At 71.9% G+C, this 15,819-nt stretch carries 13 protein-coding genes and 1 riboswitch; of the genes, 6 read left to right on the forward strand and 7 right to left on the reverse strand.

Annotated elements, in window-relative coordinates; all coding sequences use genetic code 11:
• Positions 1-38 precede the first annotated feature (38 nt).
• Both ABZO31_RS04730 and ribD read right to left on the reverse strand, forming a co-directional pair.
• Positions 39-647: a riboflavin synthase gene (locus tag ABZO31_RS04730; protein WP_406859681.1), complete on the reverse strand. Its 609-nt coding sequence runs from the start codon at positions 645-647 to the stop codon at positions 39-41.
• Positions 648-649: 2 nt separating this feature from the next.
• Positions 650-1,723 (reverse strand): bifunctional diaminohydroxyphosphoribosylaminopyrimidine deaminase/5-amino-6-(5-phosphoribosylamino)uracil reductase RibD, encoded by a 1,074-nt coding sequence (gene ribD / locus ABZO31_RS04735; RefSeq protein ID WP_406859682.1) that lies wholly within the window; start codon positions 1,721-1,723, stop codon positions 650-652.
• A gap of 179 nt (positions 1,724-1,902) precedes the next feature.
• Positions 1,903-2,032: riboswitch (FMN riboswitch) on the reverse strand.
• A 262-nt stretch (positions 2,033-2,294) separates the two neighbouring features.
• Between ribD and ABZO31_RS04740 the strand changes: the two genes are divergently transcribed.
• Positions 2,295-4,652: a chitinase C-terminal domain-containing protein gene (locus ABZO31_RS04740; protein WP_406859683.1), complete on the forward strand. Its 2,358-nt coding sequence runs from the start codon at positions 2,295-2,297 to the stop codon at positions 4,650-4,652.
• A 122-nt stretch (positions 4,653-4,774) separates the two neighbouring features.
• Positions 4,775-5,515 (forward strand): SDR family oxidoreductase, encoded by a 741-nt coding sequence (locus ABZO31_RS04745; RefSeq protein WP_406859685.1) that lies wholly within the window; start codon positions 4,775-4,777, stop codon positions 5,513-5,515.
• 21 nt (positions 5,516-5,536) lie between these two features.
• Here ABZO31_RS04745 and ABZO31_RS04750 read toward each other — a convergent pair whose 3' ends face one another.
• On the reverse strand, positions 5,537-6,685 hold the full coding sequence (locus tag ABZO31_RS04750) for an ROK family transcriptional regulator (protein ID WP_406859686.1): 1,149 nt from the start codon (positions 6,683-6,685) through the stop codon (positions 5,537-5,539).
• A 125-nt stretch (positions 6,686-6,810) separates the two neighbouring features.
• On the opposite strand from ABZO31_RS04750, the gene ABZO31_RS04755 reads away from it, so the two are divergent.
• The 3 genes from ABZO31_RS04755 (at position 6,811) to ABZO31_RS04765 (ending at position 10,285) form a co-directional block, all read left to right on the forward strand.
• Positions 6,811-8,043, forward strand: a complete 1,233-nt coding sequence (locus tag ABZO31_RS04755) for an MFS transporter (RefSeq protein WP_406859687.1) — start codon at positions 6,811-6,813, stop codon at positions 8,041-8,043.
• A 90-nt stretch (positions 8,044-8,133) separates the two neighbouring features.
• Positions 8,134-9,522 (forward strand): uracil-xanthine permease family protein, encoded by a 1,389-nt coding sequence (locus ABZO31_RS04760; RefSeq protein WP_406859689.1) that lies wholly within the window; start codon positions 8,134-8,136, stop codon positions 9,520-9,522.
• Between the two features lie 73 nt (positions 9,523-9,595).
• Positions 9,596-10,285: a DUF5995 family protein gene (locus ABZO31_RS04765; protein ID WP_406859690.1), complete on the forward strand. Its 690-nt coding sequence runs from the start codon at positions 9,596-9,598 to the stop codon at positions 10,283-10,285.
• A 4-nt stretch (positions 10,286-10,289) separates the two neighbouring features.
• On the opposite strand, the gene ABZO31_RS04770 is transcribed toward ABZO31_RS04765, so the two are convergent.
• Together ABZO31_RS04770 and ABZO31_RS04775 are read right to left on the reverse strand one after the other, a co-directional pair.
• Positions 10,290-11,984 (reverse strand): flavin monoamine oxidase family protein, encoded by a 1,695-nt coding sequence (locus ABZO31_RS04770; RefSeq protein WP_406859691.1) that lies wholly within the window; start codon positions 11,982-11,984, stop codon positions 10,290-10,292.
• Between the two features lie 61 nt (positions 11,985-12,045).
• On the reverse strand, positions 12,046-12,846 hold the full coding sequence (locus tag ABZO31_RS04775) for a carbon-nitrogen hydrolase family protein (RefSeq protein ID WP_406859692.1): 801 nt from the start codon (positions 12,844-12,846) through the stop codon (positions 12,046-12,048).
• A gap of 280 nt (positions 12,847-13,126) precedes the next feature.
• Between ABZO31_RS04775 and ABZO31_RS04780 the strand changes: the two genes are divergently transcribed.
• Positions 13,127-13,693 (forward strand): Repetin, encoded by a 567-nt coding sequence (locus ABZO31_RS04780; protein ID WP_406859693.1) that lies wholly within the window; start codon positions 13,127-13,129, stop codon positions 13,691-13,693.
• A gap of 52 nt (positions 13,694-13,745) precedes the next feature.
• On the opposite strand, the gene ABZO31_RS04785 is transcribed toward ABZO31_RS04780, so the two are convergent.
• Both ABZO31_RS04785 and ABZO31_RS04790 read right to left on the reverse strand, forming a co-directional pair.
• A complete protein-coding gene (locus ABZO31_RS04785) occupies positions 13,746-14,201 on the reverse strand; it encodes an Lrp/AsnC family transcriptional regulator (protein ID WP_030691274.1) in 456 nt (151 codons plus the stop codon).
• 10 nt (positions 14,202-14,211) lie between these two features.
• On the reverse strand, positions 14,212-15,693 hold the full coding sequence (locus ABZO31_RS04790) for an amino acid permease (RefSeq protein WP_406859694.1): 1,482 nt from the start codon (positions 15,691-15,693) through the stop codon (positions 14,212-14,214).
• Positions 15,694-15,819: the final 126 nt, after the last annotated feature.

The following is a 15,819-nucleotide window of genomic DNA, read 5'->3' on the forward strand; positions in this document are numbered from 1 at the left end:
CTGCCCGAAGACGGTGAACGCCTCGGCGTTGAGCCAGCTCACTGGAGGTTCTCCCCGGCGTTCGGGCCGAGCAGCCGCTCGACGTACTTGGCGATGACGTCGACCTCGAGGTTCACGGGGTCGCCGCTCTGCTTGATGCCGAGCGTGGTCAGCGCGAGCGTGGTGGGGATGAGGCTGATGCTGAACCAGTCCTCGGCGGCCTCCACGACGGTGAGGCTGACGCCGTCGACGGTGATGGAGCCCTTCTCCACGACGTACCGGGACAGGTGGGCCGGCAGCGCGATCCGGACGAGCTCCCAGTGCTCGGAGGGGGTGCGGTCGAGGATCGTTCCGGTGCCGTCGACGTGGCCCTGGACGATGTGTCCGCCGAGCCGGTCGCCGACGGCCATCGGGCGCTCCAGGTTGACCCGGGAGCCGGGCTCCAGGGCGCCGAGCGAGGAGCGCTTGAGGGTCTCGGCCATGACGTCGGCGGTGAACTCGCCGTCGCCGCACTCCACGACCGTGAGACAGACGCCGTTCACGGCGATGGAGTCGCCGTGCTTGGCGTCCTCGGTGACGAGGGGGCCGCGCAGCCGGAAGCGGGACGCGTCGTCCAGCTTCTCGACGGCGGTGACCTCACCCAGTTCTTCGACGATTCCGGTGAACACGGTCAGCGCTCCTTGATGGTGGCGGTGATGCGGAGATCGGGGCCGATGCGGACGGTCTCGGTCACGTCGAGCCGGAACGCGTCGGCGATGGTGCTGATTCCGGCGTCCTGGAGGGCCGCGGGGCCCGCACCGAGGAGGACCGGGGCGAGGTAGCCGACGACCTGGTCGACGGCGCCCGCGGCGAGGAAGGCGCCCGCGAGGGTGGGGCCGCCTTCGAGGAGGACGGAGCGGACGCCGCGCTCGTGCAGGGCGTCCAGGAGGGCGGGTACGGACAGGCCGCGCTCGGCGCGGGGCAGGCGTACGGCCTGGGGCAGGTCGGTCGCGACGTCCTCGGCGACGGCGATCAGGGTGGGCGCGGCGTCGTCCAGGACGCGGGCGCCGGGCTTGACCGCGGTGGCCTCGGTGTCGACGACGACCCGCAGCGGCTGGACGGCCTCGTCGATGCCCCGCACGGCCAGGTGCGGGTCGTCGGCGCGAGCCGTGCCGGAGCCGACGACGACGGCGTCGGCCTCGGCGCGCAGCCGGTGGACGTCGGCGCGGGACTCGGCGGAGCTGATCCAGCGGGAGGTGCCGTCAGCGGCGGCGATGCGGCCGTCGAGGGTGGCGGCGTACTTCCAGCGGACGAAGGGGCGGCCGCGGCGCACGGAGGTCAGCCAGGCGATGTTGACGGTCTCGGCCTCGTCGGCGAGCAGGCCCTGCTCGACCTGGACGCCGGCCGCGCGCAGGGTGTCGGCGCCTCCGGTGGCCTGCGGGTTCGGGTCGCCGACGGCGTACACGACGCGGGCGATCCCGGCCTCGATCAGGGCCTGGGCGCAGGGGCCGGTGCGGCCGGTGTGGTTGCAGGGTTCGAGGGTGACGTAGGCGGTGCCGCCGCGGGCGAGGACGCCGGCCTCGCGCAGGGCGTGGACCTCGGCGTGCGGGCCGCCGGCCTGCCGGTGCCAGCCCTCGCCGACCTGGTGGCCGGAGGCGTCGTGGACGACGCAGCCGACGACGGGGTTCGGGCTGGTGGCGCCGAGTCCGCGGGCGGCGAGCGCGACGGCGCGCCGCATGGCGGTGATGTCGGCCTGGTCTGCCACCGGGTCCTCCTGCCTCTTCGGGCACGGACTCCGGGGCCTGTCGATGACGACAGAGAGCGGGAACGGCGTCTCACGCAGGGGTGCCGAGGCCGGATACGCCGGACCGCCGCGGACACCGGGTGCGCCGGTGGCGGCGATCAGCGGGTACGGCCGGCACGCCCTTCGAGGACGATCGCCCGCCGCGCACTGCCTCCCATCCGGACTTTCACCGTCGGTCCAGGAATTTCACCTGGTCAACCGGCCGCTGGCTGCGGACGGGTCGCGGACTATACCGCCGGTTCGGAATTACACCGACCCCGGAGTGCGCTGCTGCTGATACAGGGCCAGTGTGCCACGGACGGACGGCGGCCATGCGGCCGAGTTCTGTGGGGTGGCTCACAGAGGGTTCGCGCATGAACACACGGAACGAGTTCTGGCGACTTTGGTCCAGACCTATTGACCGACTGGTCTAGTCCTCTTAATCTCCGTGTCACCTCCGAGGTACGGCCCGCCGGCGTGCGCACGCCACGGGCCCAACACGCACCACCCCCTTGTTCGTTGTGTGTTTGAACCTCCCTAGGAGGAACCGATCGTGCCGTCCCCCACCAAGCGGAGAGCGCTGCTTGCCGCGTCCGGCGTGGCCGCCGCCGGGCTGCTGTTCAGCTCGCTCTCGGGCGGAGTCTCGTACGCCGCCGACAACGAGAGCTGTCGCCCCGACGGGCTGTACAAGACGCCGGGCGTCGACGTGCCCTACTGCTCGGTCTACGACACCGAGGGCCGCGAGAAGATGGGCGCCGACCACCAGCGCCGCGTCATCGGCTACTTCACCGGCTGGCGCACCGGCAAGAACGGCGAGCCCGCCTACCTCGCGAACAACATTCCGTGGGACAAGATCACCCACATCAACTACGCCTTCGGCCACATCGGTTCCGACAACAAGCTGTCGGTCGGCACGGACGGCCCGAACAACGCCGCCACCGGGATGACCTGGCCGGGCGTGGCCGGTGCCGAGATGGACCCGGCGCTGCCCTACAAGGGCCACTTCAACCTGCTGACCAAGTACAAGAAGCAGCACCCGGACGTGAAGTCGCTGATCTCGGTCGGCGGCTGGGCGGAGACCGGCGGCTACTTCGACGACAGCGGCGCCCGGGTGAACTCGGGCGGCTTCTACTCGATGGCCACCAACGCGGACGGCTCGGTCAACCAGGCCGGCATCGACACCTTCGCGGACTCGGCCGTCGCCTTCATCAAGAAGTACGGGTTCAACGGCGTCGACATCGACTACGAGTACCCGACGACGATGAAGGACGCGGGCAACCCGCTCGACTGGCAGCTCGCCAACGCCCGCCGCGCGGGCCTGGTCAAGGGCTACGACGCCCTCATGAAGTCGCTCCGCGAGAAGCTGGACCGGGCCGGCGCCGCCGACGGCAAGCACTACCTGCTGACCGTCGCCGCGCCCTCCTCCGGCTATCTGCTGCGCGGCATGGAGACCTTCCAGATGCAGAAGTATCTGGACTACGTCAACATCATGTCCTACGACCTGCACGGCGCCTGGAACGAGTACGTCGGCCCCAACGCCTCGCTCTTCGACGACGGCAAGGACGCCGAGCTGGCCGCCGCGGGCGTGTACGGCTCCGCCCAGTACGGCGGCCTCGGCTACCTCAACACCGACTGGGCGTACCACTACTTCCGCGGCTCCATGCCGGCCGGCCGGATCAACATCGGCCTGCCGTACTACACCCGCGGCCACAAGAACGTGCAGGGCGGCACCGACGGTCTGTGGGGCAAGGCCGCCGCGACCACCTGTCCGGCCGGCGCCGGTCTGACCAAGTGCGGCGACGGCGCGGTCGGCATCGACAACCTGTGGCACGACAAGGACACCAACGGGCAGGAGTCGCCCGCCGGTTCCAACCCGATGTGGCACGCCAAGAACCTCGAGAAGGGAATCGTCGGCGACTACGTCACGCAGTACGGCTTCCCCGCGAACACCACGCTGACCGGCACCTACGCCCGCAAGTACGACTCGACCCTGGTCGCGCCGTGGCTGTGGAACGCCGAGAAGAAGGTGTTCCTGTCCACCGAGGACGAGCAGTCGGTGGCCGCCAAGGCGGACTACGTGGTGGACCGCGGCATCGGCGGTACCATGGTCTGGGAGATGGCCGGCGACTACGCCTGGAACGCGGCCAAGGGCCAGTACGAGATGGGCTCCACGCTCACCTCGCTGATGTACGACAAGTTCAAGTCGGCGACGCCGTACGGCGCGAAGAAGTCCGACAAGGCGCTGCCGACGCAGGCGGTCGACGTCAAGGCGGAGTTCGGCGAGTTCAAGCTCGGCGACTCCAACTACCCGATCACCCCGAAGCTGAAGATCACCAACAACACCAGGACCGCGCTGCCGGGCGGCACGGAGTTCCAGTTCGACTACGCCACCGCGGCTCCGGGCAACGCCTCCGACCAGTCGGGCTTCGGCACCAAGGTGATCAGCAGTGACCACACCGGGAACAACGTGGGCGGGCTGAAGGGCAACTTCCACCGTGTGTCGCTGAAGCTTCCGGCCTGGCAGTCGCTCGCCCCGGGCGCGTCGGTGGACCTGGCGTTCAACTACTACCTGCCGGTGTCCACCCCGTCGAACTGGACGGTCGCCATCGGCGGGACCACGTACGCGCTGGCCGGTGACCTGACGCGCGGGACCACGGTCGTCGAGCCGGGGGGCTCGACGCCCACCCCGACGCCGACGGACCCGACGCCCACGCCGACGGACCCGACCCCGACGCCGACCGACCCGGGCGGCTCCTGCACCGCCCCGGCGTACGTGGCCGGCCAGGTCTACAACGCGGGCAACCAGGTCTCCCACAGGGGCCACACCTGGAAGGCCAAGTGGTGGACGCAGAACGAGGAGCCCGGCACCACCGGCGACTGGGGTGTCTGGCAGGACCTCGGCGCCTGCTGACCCCGCTCCCCCGAAGGCTCCCGGCGGCGGATCAACCCGGCCCTTGCCGCCGCCGGGACCCACTCCGGCCCTCGCCGCGGCCCGCATGTGCGGGTCGCGGCGAGGGCGTTCACGCTGGAGACATGAGCACGATCCTGGTGACCGGCGGCACCGGCATGCTCGGCCGGCCCGTCTGTGACGCACTGCGCGGGGACGGACACGAGGTGCGCGTACTGAGCCGGCACTCCCCGCCGTACGCCGTGGACCTGCGCGAGAGCGGGCGGCTCGTGGACCGGGCGGTCGACGGCGCGGACGCGGTCGTCCACTGCACCAACATCCTGCGCGGCGACGCGAAGGCGGCCACGAACCTGATCGACGCCGCGCGCCGGGCCGGTGTGCCGCATCTCGTGTACATCTCGATCGTCGGCGTGGACCGGATGCCGTACGCCCATCTGAAGGCCAAGTACGTCGTGGAGCGGCTGATCGAGCGGTCCGGGCTCGGCTGGACCGTGCTGCGGGCCACCCAGTTCCACGAACTGCTCTTCAAGCTGCTGGAGGGCCTGGCGCGGCCGCCGGTGATGGTGCTGCCGAAGGGTCTCGCTTTCCAGCCGCTGGAGGCGACGGAGGCCGCGGCGCGGCTCGCGGAGCTGGCGACCGGTCCCCCGGTGGGGCGGGCGGAGGACATGGGCGGCCCGGAGATCCTCGCCCTCGCGGAGATGGCCCGCGCCTATCTGGCCGCGGCCCGCAAGCAGCGCCGCATCGTCGAGACGCCGCTGCCGGGCCGCCTGTACCGGGGCTTCCGGCACGGCGCGCAGCTGGCGCCGGAGTTCCCGGTGGGGCGGGTGACGTTCGAGGAGTTCTTGACGGGGCGGTTCGGCGGGTAGTTCGCGCACGATACGGCTCGGCTATGGCGCGCCCGGCCCGAACAGGTCGTCCTGGGCGGCGTCGCGGGCGGCCAGGAGCGCGCCGCGGAGCACGGCTCCGCCGCCGAGGGCGGTGGCCCGGACCTCGGTGCGCAGCGGGGAGAGCCGGGCCAGGCGGTCCTCGACGCGGGCCGCGAGCGCGGCGCCGCCGGCGTGGCCGTTCTCTCCGCCGAGGACCACGCAGCCGGGGTCGAGCACCGAGGCGACCGCGGCCGCTCCGAGGGCCAGCCGCTCGGCGAGTTCGTCGAGGAAGCGCTCGTCGCCCGAGGTCAGGGCCGTACGCGGGTCGAGGCCGTGCCGCAGCGCCAGCGCGTCGACCGCCGCCGCGCCGGCCAGCGCGTGGAAGCCGCCTCCGCAGTCGGTGGCCGAGGGCAGCCCGGCGGTGCCCGGCACCGGCAGGAAGCCCAGTTCGCCCGCGCCCCCGGAGGCCCCGCGGATCAGCCGGCCGGCCAGGACGACGGCGGCGCCGACGCCCTGGCCGAGCCAGATCAGGACGAAGGTGTCGCGGTCCCGGGCGGCTCCGACGCGCTGCTCGGCGACGGCGGCCAGATTGGTCTCGTTCTCGATCAGGACGGTGGCCGGGACCCGGCTCTGCAGGGCGGGCACCAGGCGCCGGTGCCAGGCGGGCAGCCCGGAGGAGTCGTTGAGCTCGCCCGTCGCCGGGTCGATGAGTCCGGGCGCGCCGATGCCGACGCTGTGCAGCCGGGCGACGCCGGCCTGCCGGGTGGTGCGCTCCAGGAGCGCGACGGCCTGCTCGACGGCGGGCCCGGGGGGCGGTTCGGCGGCGCTGCCGTCGCCGATGGGCACGGAGGCCTCGGAAAGCGTGGCGCCCAGCAGGTCGGCCACGACGACGGAGACGGAGTCGGTGCGGACGTCGAGCGCGGCGAGGTGGGCCCGGTCGGCGACGATCCCGTACAGCTTGGCGTTGGGGCCGCGGCGCTCCGCGCCGGCCTCGCCGACGATCCGGACGAGTCCGGAGTCCTGGAGCCGCTCGACGAGGTCGGCCACGGTGGGCCGGGACAGTCCGGTCAGCGTCTTCAGTTGCGTCGCCGTCAACGGGCCCTCGTCCTGGAGCAGGCGCAGGGCGAGCCGGTCGTTGATGGCCCGGGCTGTGCTCGGGGATGCGGCCATGCGGGGATCCTCTCAGACCTTCGGACGCCGGTTCCGCCCGCCACTCTATTTATCAGGCAGGGTTCCTGATAGTTTACGCGCCATCACCGGAACGCCGGCATCAACCCGGCATCAGGGAGGGATCCATGACGGGCGAGACCACGGGCGGGACCACGGGCGGGACCGTCTTCGGCACCGAGCGGCTGCGGCGCGCCCGCTTCGCCGTCGCCGCTGTCTTCTGTGTGCACGGCGCGGTGACCGGCAGCTTCGCCACCCGCATCCCGTGGATCCAGGAGCACGCCGGCGTCTCCGCCGGACAGCTCGGCCTCGCACTCGCCTTCCCGGCCCTCGGGGCGTCCCTGGCGATGCCGCTCGCCGGCGCGATCAGTCACCGCTTCGGCGCGCGCACCGCGCTGCGCGGTCTGATGGTGCTGTGGACGGCGGCGCTGATCCTGCCGTCGCTCGCGCCCCACGTGTACGGGCTGTGCGCGGCGCTCTTCGTGTTCGGCGCCACCGCGGGCATGTCCGACGTGGCGATGAACGCGCTCGGCGTCGAGACCGAGAACCGGCTCGGCAAGTCGATCATGTCGAGCCTGCACGGCATGTGGAGCGGGGGCGCGCTGATCGGCTCGGCCGCGGGCACCGTCGCCGCCCACCTCGGCGTCGACGCCCGGACACACCACCTGCTCGCCGCCGTCGTGCTCACCGCGCTCGGCCTGGCGTTCTGCCAGGGCGTGCTCGACCTGCGCAGCACCCCCGACGAGGAACCCCCGCCGCGCTTCGCGCTGCCCCCGCGATCGGCGCTGGTCATCGGGGCGATCGGCTTCTGCGGGGTGTTCGCGGAGGGCGCCAGCCTGGACTGGTCGGCGGTCTACCTGAAGGACGAGCTCGGCTCCTCGGCGGGGGTCGCGGCCGCCTGCACCACCGCCTTCGCGCTGACGATGACGGTGGCCCGGCTGGTCGGCGACCGGGTGGTGGACCGTTTCGGGCCGGTGCGTACGGTCCGGGTCGGCGGCGCGGCGGCCACGCTCGGCGGGGTCCTGGTGGTCCTCGCCCCGCACGCGGCACTCGCGATGGCCGGTTTCGCACTGATCGGGCTGGGCGTCGCGGTGGTCGTCCCGCTGGCCTTCGCGGCGGCGGGCCGCAGCGGCCCCAACCCGAGCCAGGCCATCGCCGGCGTCGCGACGATCACGTACACCTCGGGCCTGATCGCCCCCTCGGCGATCGGCGGCATCGCCGACGCGACCTCCCTGACCGTCTCCTTCGGCCTCGTCACCCTGCTCACCCTGGGACTGGTCGCGGGCGCCGGGGTGCTGAGGTCGGCCGGCCGTACCCAGACGCCGAAGACCGCGGCCGAGGTGGTGCCGGAACCCCGCTGACCGGCGGCGTCTTACCATGTGGCTGATCTTTTTCGGCTGAGGTCTCGCGCGGCGAACCGGCCGACGGAACCGGAGAACGGGAGCGACCACATGAACCTCGGCGTGCGCTGGAGCCTGCACGGCGACGGGAGAACACCCGCTCCCGGCGCCGTCGTCCGGCCGGACGAACGGCTCACGTGGCCGCGCACGGTCGGCCTCGGGGCCCAGCACGTGGTCGCCATGTTCGGCGCGTCCTTCGTGGCCCCGGTGCTCATGGGGCTCGACCCGAACCTGGCCATCATGATGTCCGGGTTCGCGACGGTGATCTTCCTGCTCGCCACCCGCGGCACGGTCCCCTCGTACCTCGGCTGCTCGCTGTCGTTCGTCGGCGTCGCCGCGGCGATCCGCGCCTCCGGGGGCACCAGCGCCACGGTCACCGGCGCCGTGTTCGTGGTCGGCGCGGTGCTGTTCCTCGCGGGTCTGGCGGTACGGAAGTTCGGCGCGCGGATCATCCACGCCGCGATGCCGCCGATCGTCACCGGCGCCGTGGTCATGCTGATCGGCTTCAACCTGGCCCCGGTGACGGCCGCGACGTACTGGCCGCAGGACCAGTGGACCGCCCTGCTGGTGATGCTGTTCACCGGTCTGGCCGTGGTCTGTCTGCGCGGCTTCTGGTCGCGGATCGCGATCTTCCTGGGCCTGGTCTTCGGCTACGCGATCTCCTGGGTCTTCGACCTGGTCTTCGGCAAGATCCACTCGATGGGCCCGGGCGGCCAGGTCACCGACCACTGGCGGCTCGACCTGTCCGGCGTCGGCAAGGCCGACTGGGTCGGTCTGCCGACCCTGCACGGCCCGAGCTTCGAGTGGTCCGCGATCCTGGTCGCGCTGCCCGTCGTGATCGCGCTGATCGCCGAGAACGCCGGGCACGTCAAGGCGGTCGGCGAGATGACCGGCGACAGGCTGGACGACAGGCTCGGCACCGCCATCGCGGCCGACGGCGCCGCGTCGATGCTGTCCACCGCCGTGGGCGGCCCGCCGAACACCACGTACTCCGAGAACATCGGCGTCATGGCCGCCACCCGCGTGTACTCCACCGCCGCCTACTGGGCCGCGGCCGCCTTCGCGCTGCTCTTCGGCCTCTGCCCCAAGTTCGGCGCGGTCGTCGCCGCGATCCCGGGCGGGGTGCTCGGCGGCATCACCGTGATCCTGTACGGCATGATCGGCCTGCTCGGCGCACAGATCTGGATCAACGCCGGGGTGGACCTGCGCAATCCGCTGAACCTGGTGCCGGCCGCGGCGGGGATCGTCATCGGCGTCGGCGGAGTGAAGCTGACCTTCACCGACACCTTCGAGCTCGGCGGGATCGCCCTGGGCACGCTGGTCGTCATCACCGGCTACCACGTGCTGCGGGCCTTCGCCCCGGCCCACATGAAGGAGGAGGAGCCGCTGCTCGACGCCGGCACCAGCTCCTACGACGAGCAGGGTCCCGCCGGACCCTGAGCGGTTCGCCCGTTCCGGTGAGCCCGGGGCCGGGGAGTTCCCTCCCGGCCCCGGCGGCTGGGACCCTGCCGCCATGGCGTGGATCGGGCAGTGCACGACATCGGTCGACCCCGTGGTGGACCGGATGCGGGGCGTGAGGTCGGGCTGGCATCCGGCCGACGGGGTCGCGGTGTTCAACCGGGTCTATCTGACGGTCACCGAGGAGATCGGCCGGGCCGTCGCGCAGGGCGCGTTCGCCGACCGTCGGGCCGCCGCGACCCTCGACGTACGGTTCGCCGAGCGCTATCTGACGGTGGTCGACGCGTACGCGGCCGGCCGGCCCGTACCGGCGTGCTGGCGGCCCCTGTTCCACTACCGGCGCCATCCCGGGGTACGGCCGCTGCAGTTCGCGCTGGCCGGGATCAACGCCCACATCGGCCACGACCTGGCCCTCGCGGTGGTGGACGCCTGCCGGGCGCTCGACTGCGCGCCGCGCGAACTGGAGGACGAGTTCGACCAGGTCGGCGATGTCCTCGTGCTCCTGGAGGAACGGATCCGGGAGGAACTGATGCCGGGCCCGGACCTCCTGGAGATCGCGGACCCGCTGACGCATCTGCTGGGCTGCTGGAGCCTGGAGCGGGCCCGCGACGGGGCCTGGCTCACCGCGCGCTCGCTGTGGCAGCTGCGCGGACTGCCCGACCTGGCCGAGGAGTTCACCGAACGCCTCGACCGGTCGGTGGGGCTGGTGGGGCGGATGCTGCTCACCCCGCTGTCCCGCCCCTGACGGCTCAGTCCTCCGGGAGCTCCACCGGGGCGATCTCGTCGTACACGTCGCCCGGGCCCGGGTTGGTGGCGTCGGTCTCGCCGCCGAAGTGGTGCATCACGCCCCACACGGCGTTCAGCGCGGTCTGGATCGCGCCCTCGGCCCAGCCCGCCGTCCACGAGATGTCGTCGCCGGCCAGGAAGATGCCCCGCTTGTCCTCGGGCAGCCGGTCCTGCATGAAGTGCGTGAACAGACGGCGCTGGTAGCGGTAGTGGCCCGGCAGGTTGGCCTTGAACGCGCCCATGAAGTAGGGCTCGTTCTCCCAGGACACGGTCACCGGGTTGCCGATGATGTGCTTCCTGATGTCGACCTTCGGGTAGATCTCGCCGAGCGACTTCAGCATGACCTCCATCCGCTCGTTCGCGGACAGCGGCAGCCACTTCAGGCTGTCGTCGCACCAGGTGTACGACAGGCAGATCACGGCCGGCTTGTCCGGGCCGTCGTCCAGGAGGTAGGTGCCGCGGGTCATCCGGTCCGTCAGCGTCATCGACATGACGTCCCGGCCCGTCTCCTCCTCTTTGTCCAGCCAGAACGGACGGTCCACCGGCACGAACAGCTTCGAGGACTCCATGTAGTGGGTGCGCTCGATCGCGGTCCAGTGGTCGATCGGGAAGAGCGAGTCGTCGCAGGCGATCTTGGAGAGCAGCATCCAGGACTGGGCGGTGAAGATCGCCGCCTGGTACGTGCGGATGTCGCCGGAGGCGTCGGTGACGGTGATCCGGTTGCCGGCGGCGCGGTTCAGCCGGGTCACGGCCGGACGCGGCGCGCCCTCGTGCAGGGACTGCAGCGAGGTGCCCGGCGCCCAGTGGACGATCTTCTGCGGCTCGCGCTCCCACAGGCGCAGCGGCAGCTGCTGCGAGCCGCCGACGATGCCGCGGTGGTGGTCGTCGGCCTCGGTGTAGACGACGCGCAGGATCTCCAGGATGGAGTTCGGGAAGTCGGTGTCCCAGCCGCCGGTGCCGAAGCCGACCTGGCCGAAGATCTCGCGGTGCCGGAAGGACTTGAACGCCTCGGAGTCGCAGAGGAAGCCGTAGAACGTCTGGTTGTCGAGCTTCTCGACGAGCTTCGCCCAGATCTCGCGGATCCGCGGGACGTCGCGCTCGCGCATGGCGCGGTTCATGTCGGAGAAGTCGGCGCCCTCGTCGAGGCACTTGTTCCAGGCCGCGGCGACGTCGCGGTAGACCTGCGGCAGGTCGTCGACGGTCTCGGCGTAGTGCGACTCGCCCTTGAGGTCGACGACGGTCGAGGGGGTGGCCTCGGCCAGCGGGTTCGGGAAGGGCGTGGTCGTCAGGCCGACCAGGTCGATGTAGTGCTGCAGGGCGGTGGAGGACGGCGGGAAGCGCATCGCGCCCATCTCCGCGGTCAGACCCTCGGTCTCCGGTCCCTCGAAGCCGACGGTGCGCAGCCGGCCGCCGATCTGGTCGGCCTCGTAGACGACGGGCCTGAGGCCCATCTTCATCAGCTCGTACGCGGCGACGATGCCGGACAGGCCGCCGCCGATGACCGCGACCTCGGTGCCGTGCTCGGTCGCCGGTATCTGGCCCAGACCGGCCGGGTGGGCCAGGAAGTCGTCGTACGCGTAGGGGAAGTCCGGACCGAACATGGTGATCGGCGGCTGAGCGTCGGTGTGCTGGACGGCGGTGGGCACCGTGGACGTCATGGGGTCGGACTCCTTGCGGGACGAGCGGAGAGAGGGAGGAGGCTGGGAAGGCTGGGGGCGCTCAGGTGGTGAGCGCGGTGTAGAGGCCGGGGCGGCGGTCGCGCAGATACGGGTTGGCGGCCCGGGAGGCGGCCAGCCGCTCGGGATCGACGTCACCGAGCAGCAGCTCCTCGCCGCAGCCGGCCCGGGCGCGGGCCGTGCCGTCGGGGCCGGCCAGGCAGGAGAGTCCGGCGAAGTCGAACGGGCCCTCGTGGCCGGTCCGGTTCACGTAGGCCACGTACAGCTGGTTCTCGAAGGCCCGCACCGGGATCACGGACTCGGCGATGAGCGCGTACGGGACCGTCTGCGCGGTCGGCACCGCCAGGAGGTCGGTCCCGGCGAGCGCGTGCGCCCGGACGTTCTCCGGGAACTCGACGTCGTAGCAGACCATGAGGCCGACGGTGAGACCGTCCAGCTCCGCCTGGACGACGGGCTCCTCGCCGGGCGTGAACCACTGCCGCTCGTAGGCGCCGTAGAGGTGGGTCTTGCGGTAGTCCGCGAGCGCGGCGCCTTCGGGGCCGGAGAGCCGGACGGCGTTGTACAGGCGCTCGCCGGCCCGCTCGGGGTAGCCGTGCACGATCGCCAGGCCGTGCCGGGCGGCGAGCCCGGCGACCGCCCGGGAGGCCGGGCCGTCGGCGGGCTCCGCGAGCCGGGCGAGGTCGTCGCCGACGGCATAGCCGGTGAGGAAGAGCTCGGGGGTGATCAGCAGCCCGGCGCCCGCGGCGGCGGCGCGGCCGGCGGCCTCGTCGAGGAGCGCGAGGTTCGCGGGGACGTCGCCGGGCACGCCGGAGCTCTGCAGCAGAGCGGTGCGCAGCGCGTGCATGGGCGGTCCTCGGCGGGGTGACGAGCGGGTGGCGGGGAGACGTCAAAACGGTACGGTTCGGGCTCCGGCCGGGACAAGGCGGGAGCGTTGCGGACCGACGGCGGAACCGTTGCGCGGTTCCGGGGGTCTGCGGCGATTCGTTGCGCGCCTCCTCCGCCCTGGGGCGGAGGGCTCCCCCGCCGCGCGGCGGAGGCGGGAACCCTCCTGCGGCCCGACGCCCGGCTGCGAGGGGCGCGGAAGAGTGGTGGTCGTCCGGTTGACCTGCCGAAAGGACCGAGAGATGAACCGCCGTACGAAGCTCGCCGCCGTGGCCGTCGCGGTGCTGCTGACCGTGGGGGCGGGCGGCTCCGCCGTCGCCGTGCCGGACCTCGCCGGGCCGGGCAAGGACGGACGGCCGGTGGTGGCACGGGAGGCGGCGGCGCTGACCGGCACCGCGAAGGTGTTCCGGCCGGCCGGTGACGACATCACGTTCAGCTTCGACGCGCATCTGGCGGCGAAGGACAACATGGATCCGGAGGCCGCGACAGGCACCTTCCGCTTCAGCCACTACAAGGACGGCGGGGGCGGCTACGCGGTGGCGAAGGTGGACTGCCTGCTCACCGGCGGCAAGGTCGCCATGGTGACGGGCGTGGTCACGGAGACGGACCTGGACGTCTTCCGCGGCAAGCGCGTCGGGGTCACCATCCACGACCTCGGGAAGCACGACCGGCTCGGCTACAGCTGGGTCGGCCGGGACACCGAGGCGAAGCTGCCGAAGTGCGTGAGCTCCGCCCCCTTCGAGAAGGTGAAGGCCGGGACGGGCGACTTCCGGGTGCTGCCCTGGCAGCCGGTGTTCCCGACCGAATGAGCGCAGGGACCGCCCCACGGGGGTGGGCGGTCCCTGACGTGCGAGGGGGCGGCTACGCGGGCGAGCCCGAGGAGAAGCGCCGCAGCAGCGGCGAGAGCACCAGGACGGACTTGGTGCGCTCCACGAACGGCTCGCCCGCGATCCGCTCCAGGACCCGCTCGAAGTGCCGCATGTCCGAGGCGAAGACCTGGACGACGGCGTCCGCGTCGCCGGTGACGGTCGACGCGGACACCACCTCGGGGTACCGCTCCAGCCCTCGCCGGATGTCCTCCGGCGAGGTGTTGTGGCGACAGTAGATCTCGACGAAGCCCTCGGTCTCCCAGCCCAGCGCCGCCGGGTCCACCCGGACGGTGAAGCCGGTGATGGCGCCCTCGGCCCGAAGCCGGTCCACGCGCCGCTTCACGGCGGGGGCGGACAGGCCGACGAGCGAGCCGATGTCGGCGTACGAGCGGCGGGCGTCCTCCGCGAGGGCGTGGACGATGCGTTCGTCGAGGTCGTTGAGTCGCACTACGGGTGGATCACTTCTCTGCGTCGGTGGCCACGGCCTCGGTGGCCAGTCGGGAGCGGCGCATGCCGTACAGGAAGTAGAACACGAGTCCGGCGGCCATCCAGCAACCGAAGACCACCCAGGTGACGGTGTCCAGGCTGAACATGTTGTACGCGCAGAACAGGAAGCCCAGCACCGGGAACAGCCAGCCGAGCGGCACCTTGAAGGTGCGCTCCATGTCGGGGCGGGTGTAGCGGAGCACGATCACCGCGATGTTGACCAGGCCGAAGGCGAACAGGGTGCCGATGCTGGTGGCGTCGACGAGCTTGCCCAGCGGGATGACGGAGGCGAGCGCGCCGCAGAACAGCGAGACGATGACCGTGTTCACGCGCGGGGTGCCGGTCTTGGGGTTGACCTTAGCGAAGACCTTGGGGACGAGGCCGTCGCGGGACATGGCGAACAGCACGCGGGTCTGGCCGTAGAGCACGGTCAGCACGACGCTGGCGATGGAGATCACGGCGCCGAGGGCGAGCAGGGTGCCCCAGAAGGTCTGGCCGCTGACGTCGTTCATGATCGCGGCGAGGGAGGCCTCGGAGCCCTCGAACTTCTTCCAGTTCCAGGCGCCGACGGCGACGGCCGCGACGGCCACGTAGAGCACGGTGACGATCAGCAGCGAGAGCATGATCGCGCGCGGCAGGTCGCGCTTCGGGTTCTTCGCCTCCTCACCGGCGGTGGAGGCGGCGTCGAAACCGATGTACGAGAAGAAGAGGCTGGCGCCGGCGGCGCTGACGCCCGCCATGCCGAGCGGCATGAAGTCGGCGTAGTTGCCGGACTTGAAGCCCATGAAGCCGATGGCGCAGAACAGCACCAGGGCGGCGATCTTCACGAACACCATGATGGTGTTGACCAGCGCGGACTCGCGGGCGCCGCCGAGCAGGAAGACCATCGCGAGGAGCACGACGATCAGACCGGGCAGGTTGATGATGCCGCCCTCGCCGGGCGCCGAGGAGAGCAGCGCCGGGATGGTGACGCCGATCGTGCCGTCGAGCAGCTCGTTGAGGTACTCGCCCCAGCCGACCGCCACCGCGGCCACGGAGACGCCGTACTCGAGGACCAGGCACCAGCCGCAGACCCAGGCGACGAGTTCGCCCATGGTTGCGTACGCATACGAGTAGGAGGAGCCGGCCACCGGGATGGTGCCGGCCAGCTCCGCGTACGACAGGGCCGAGAAGAGCGCGGTGAGGCCGGCGATGACGAAGGCCAGGGTGACCGCGGGGCCGGCCTTGGGGACCGCGTCGCCGAGGACGACGAAGATGCCGGTGCCGAGCGTGGCGCCGATGCTGATCATCGTGAGCTGCCACATGGAGAGCGAGCGGCGGAGCGAGCCGCCCTCACCCTGGCCACCCTCGGCGACCAGGCGTTCTACCGGCTTGCGCCGGGTCAGGGCGGAGAGCCCGGAGGTCTTTCTGGCGGTCGATTCGTCGACCGTGGGGGCTGCGCCGTGGTCCAGCACTGCGGGAGGCTCCTTATCGCTGCCTGTCGGGAGGCGCGACGACCGGCGGCGGTGGGCGGGCGCGCGAACGCAGCCCACGGGAGGGGGAACCGCCGAGCAGGCGGTCGACGCCACTCCTGGTACGAG

The sequence above is a fragment of the Streptomyces solicamelliae genome, assembly GCF_045348655.1.
In the GTDB taxonomy this organism is placed as follows: domain Bacteria; phylum Actinomycetota; class Actinomycetes; order Streptomycetales; family Streptomycetaceae; genus Streptomyces; species Streptomyces solicamelliae.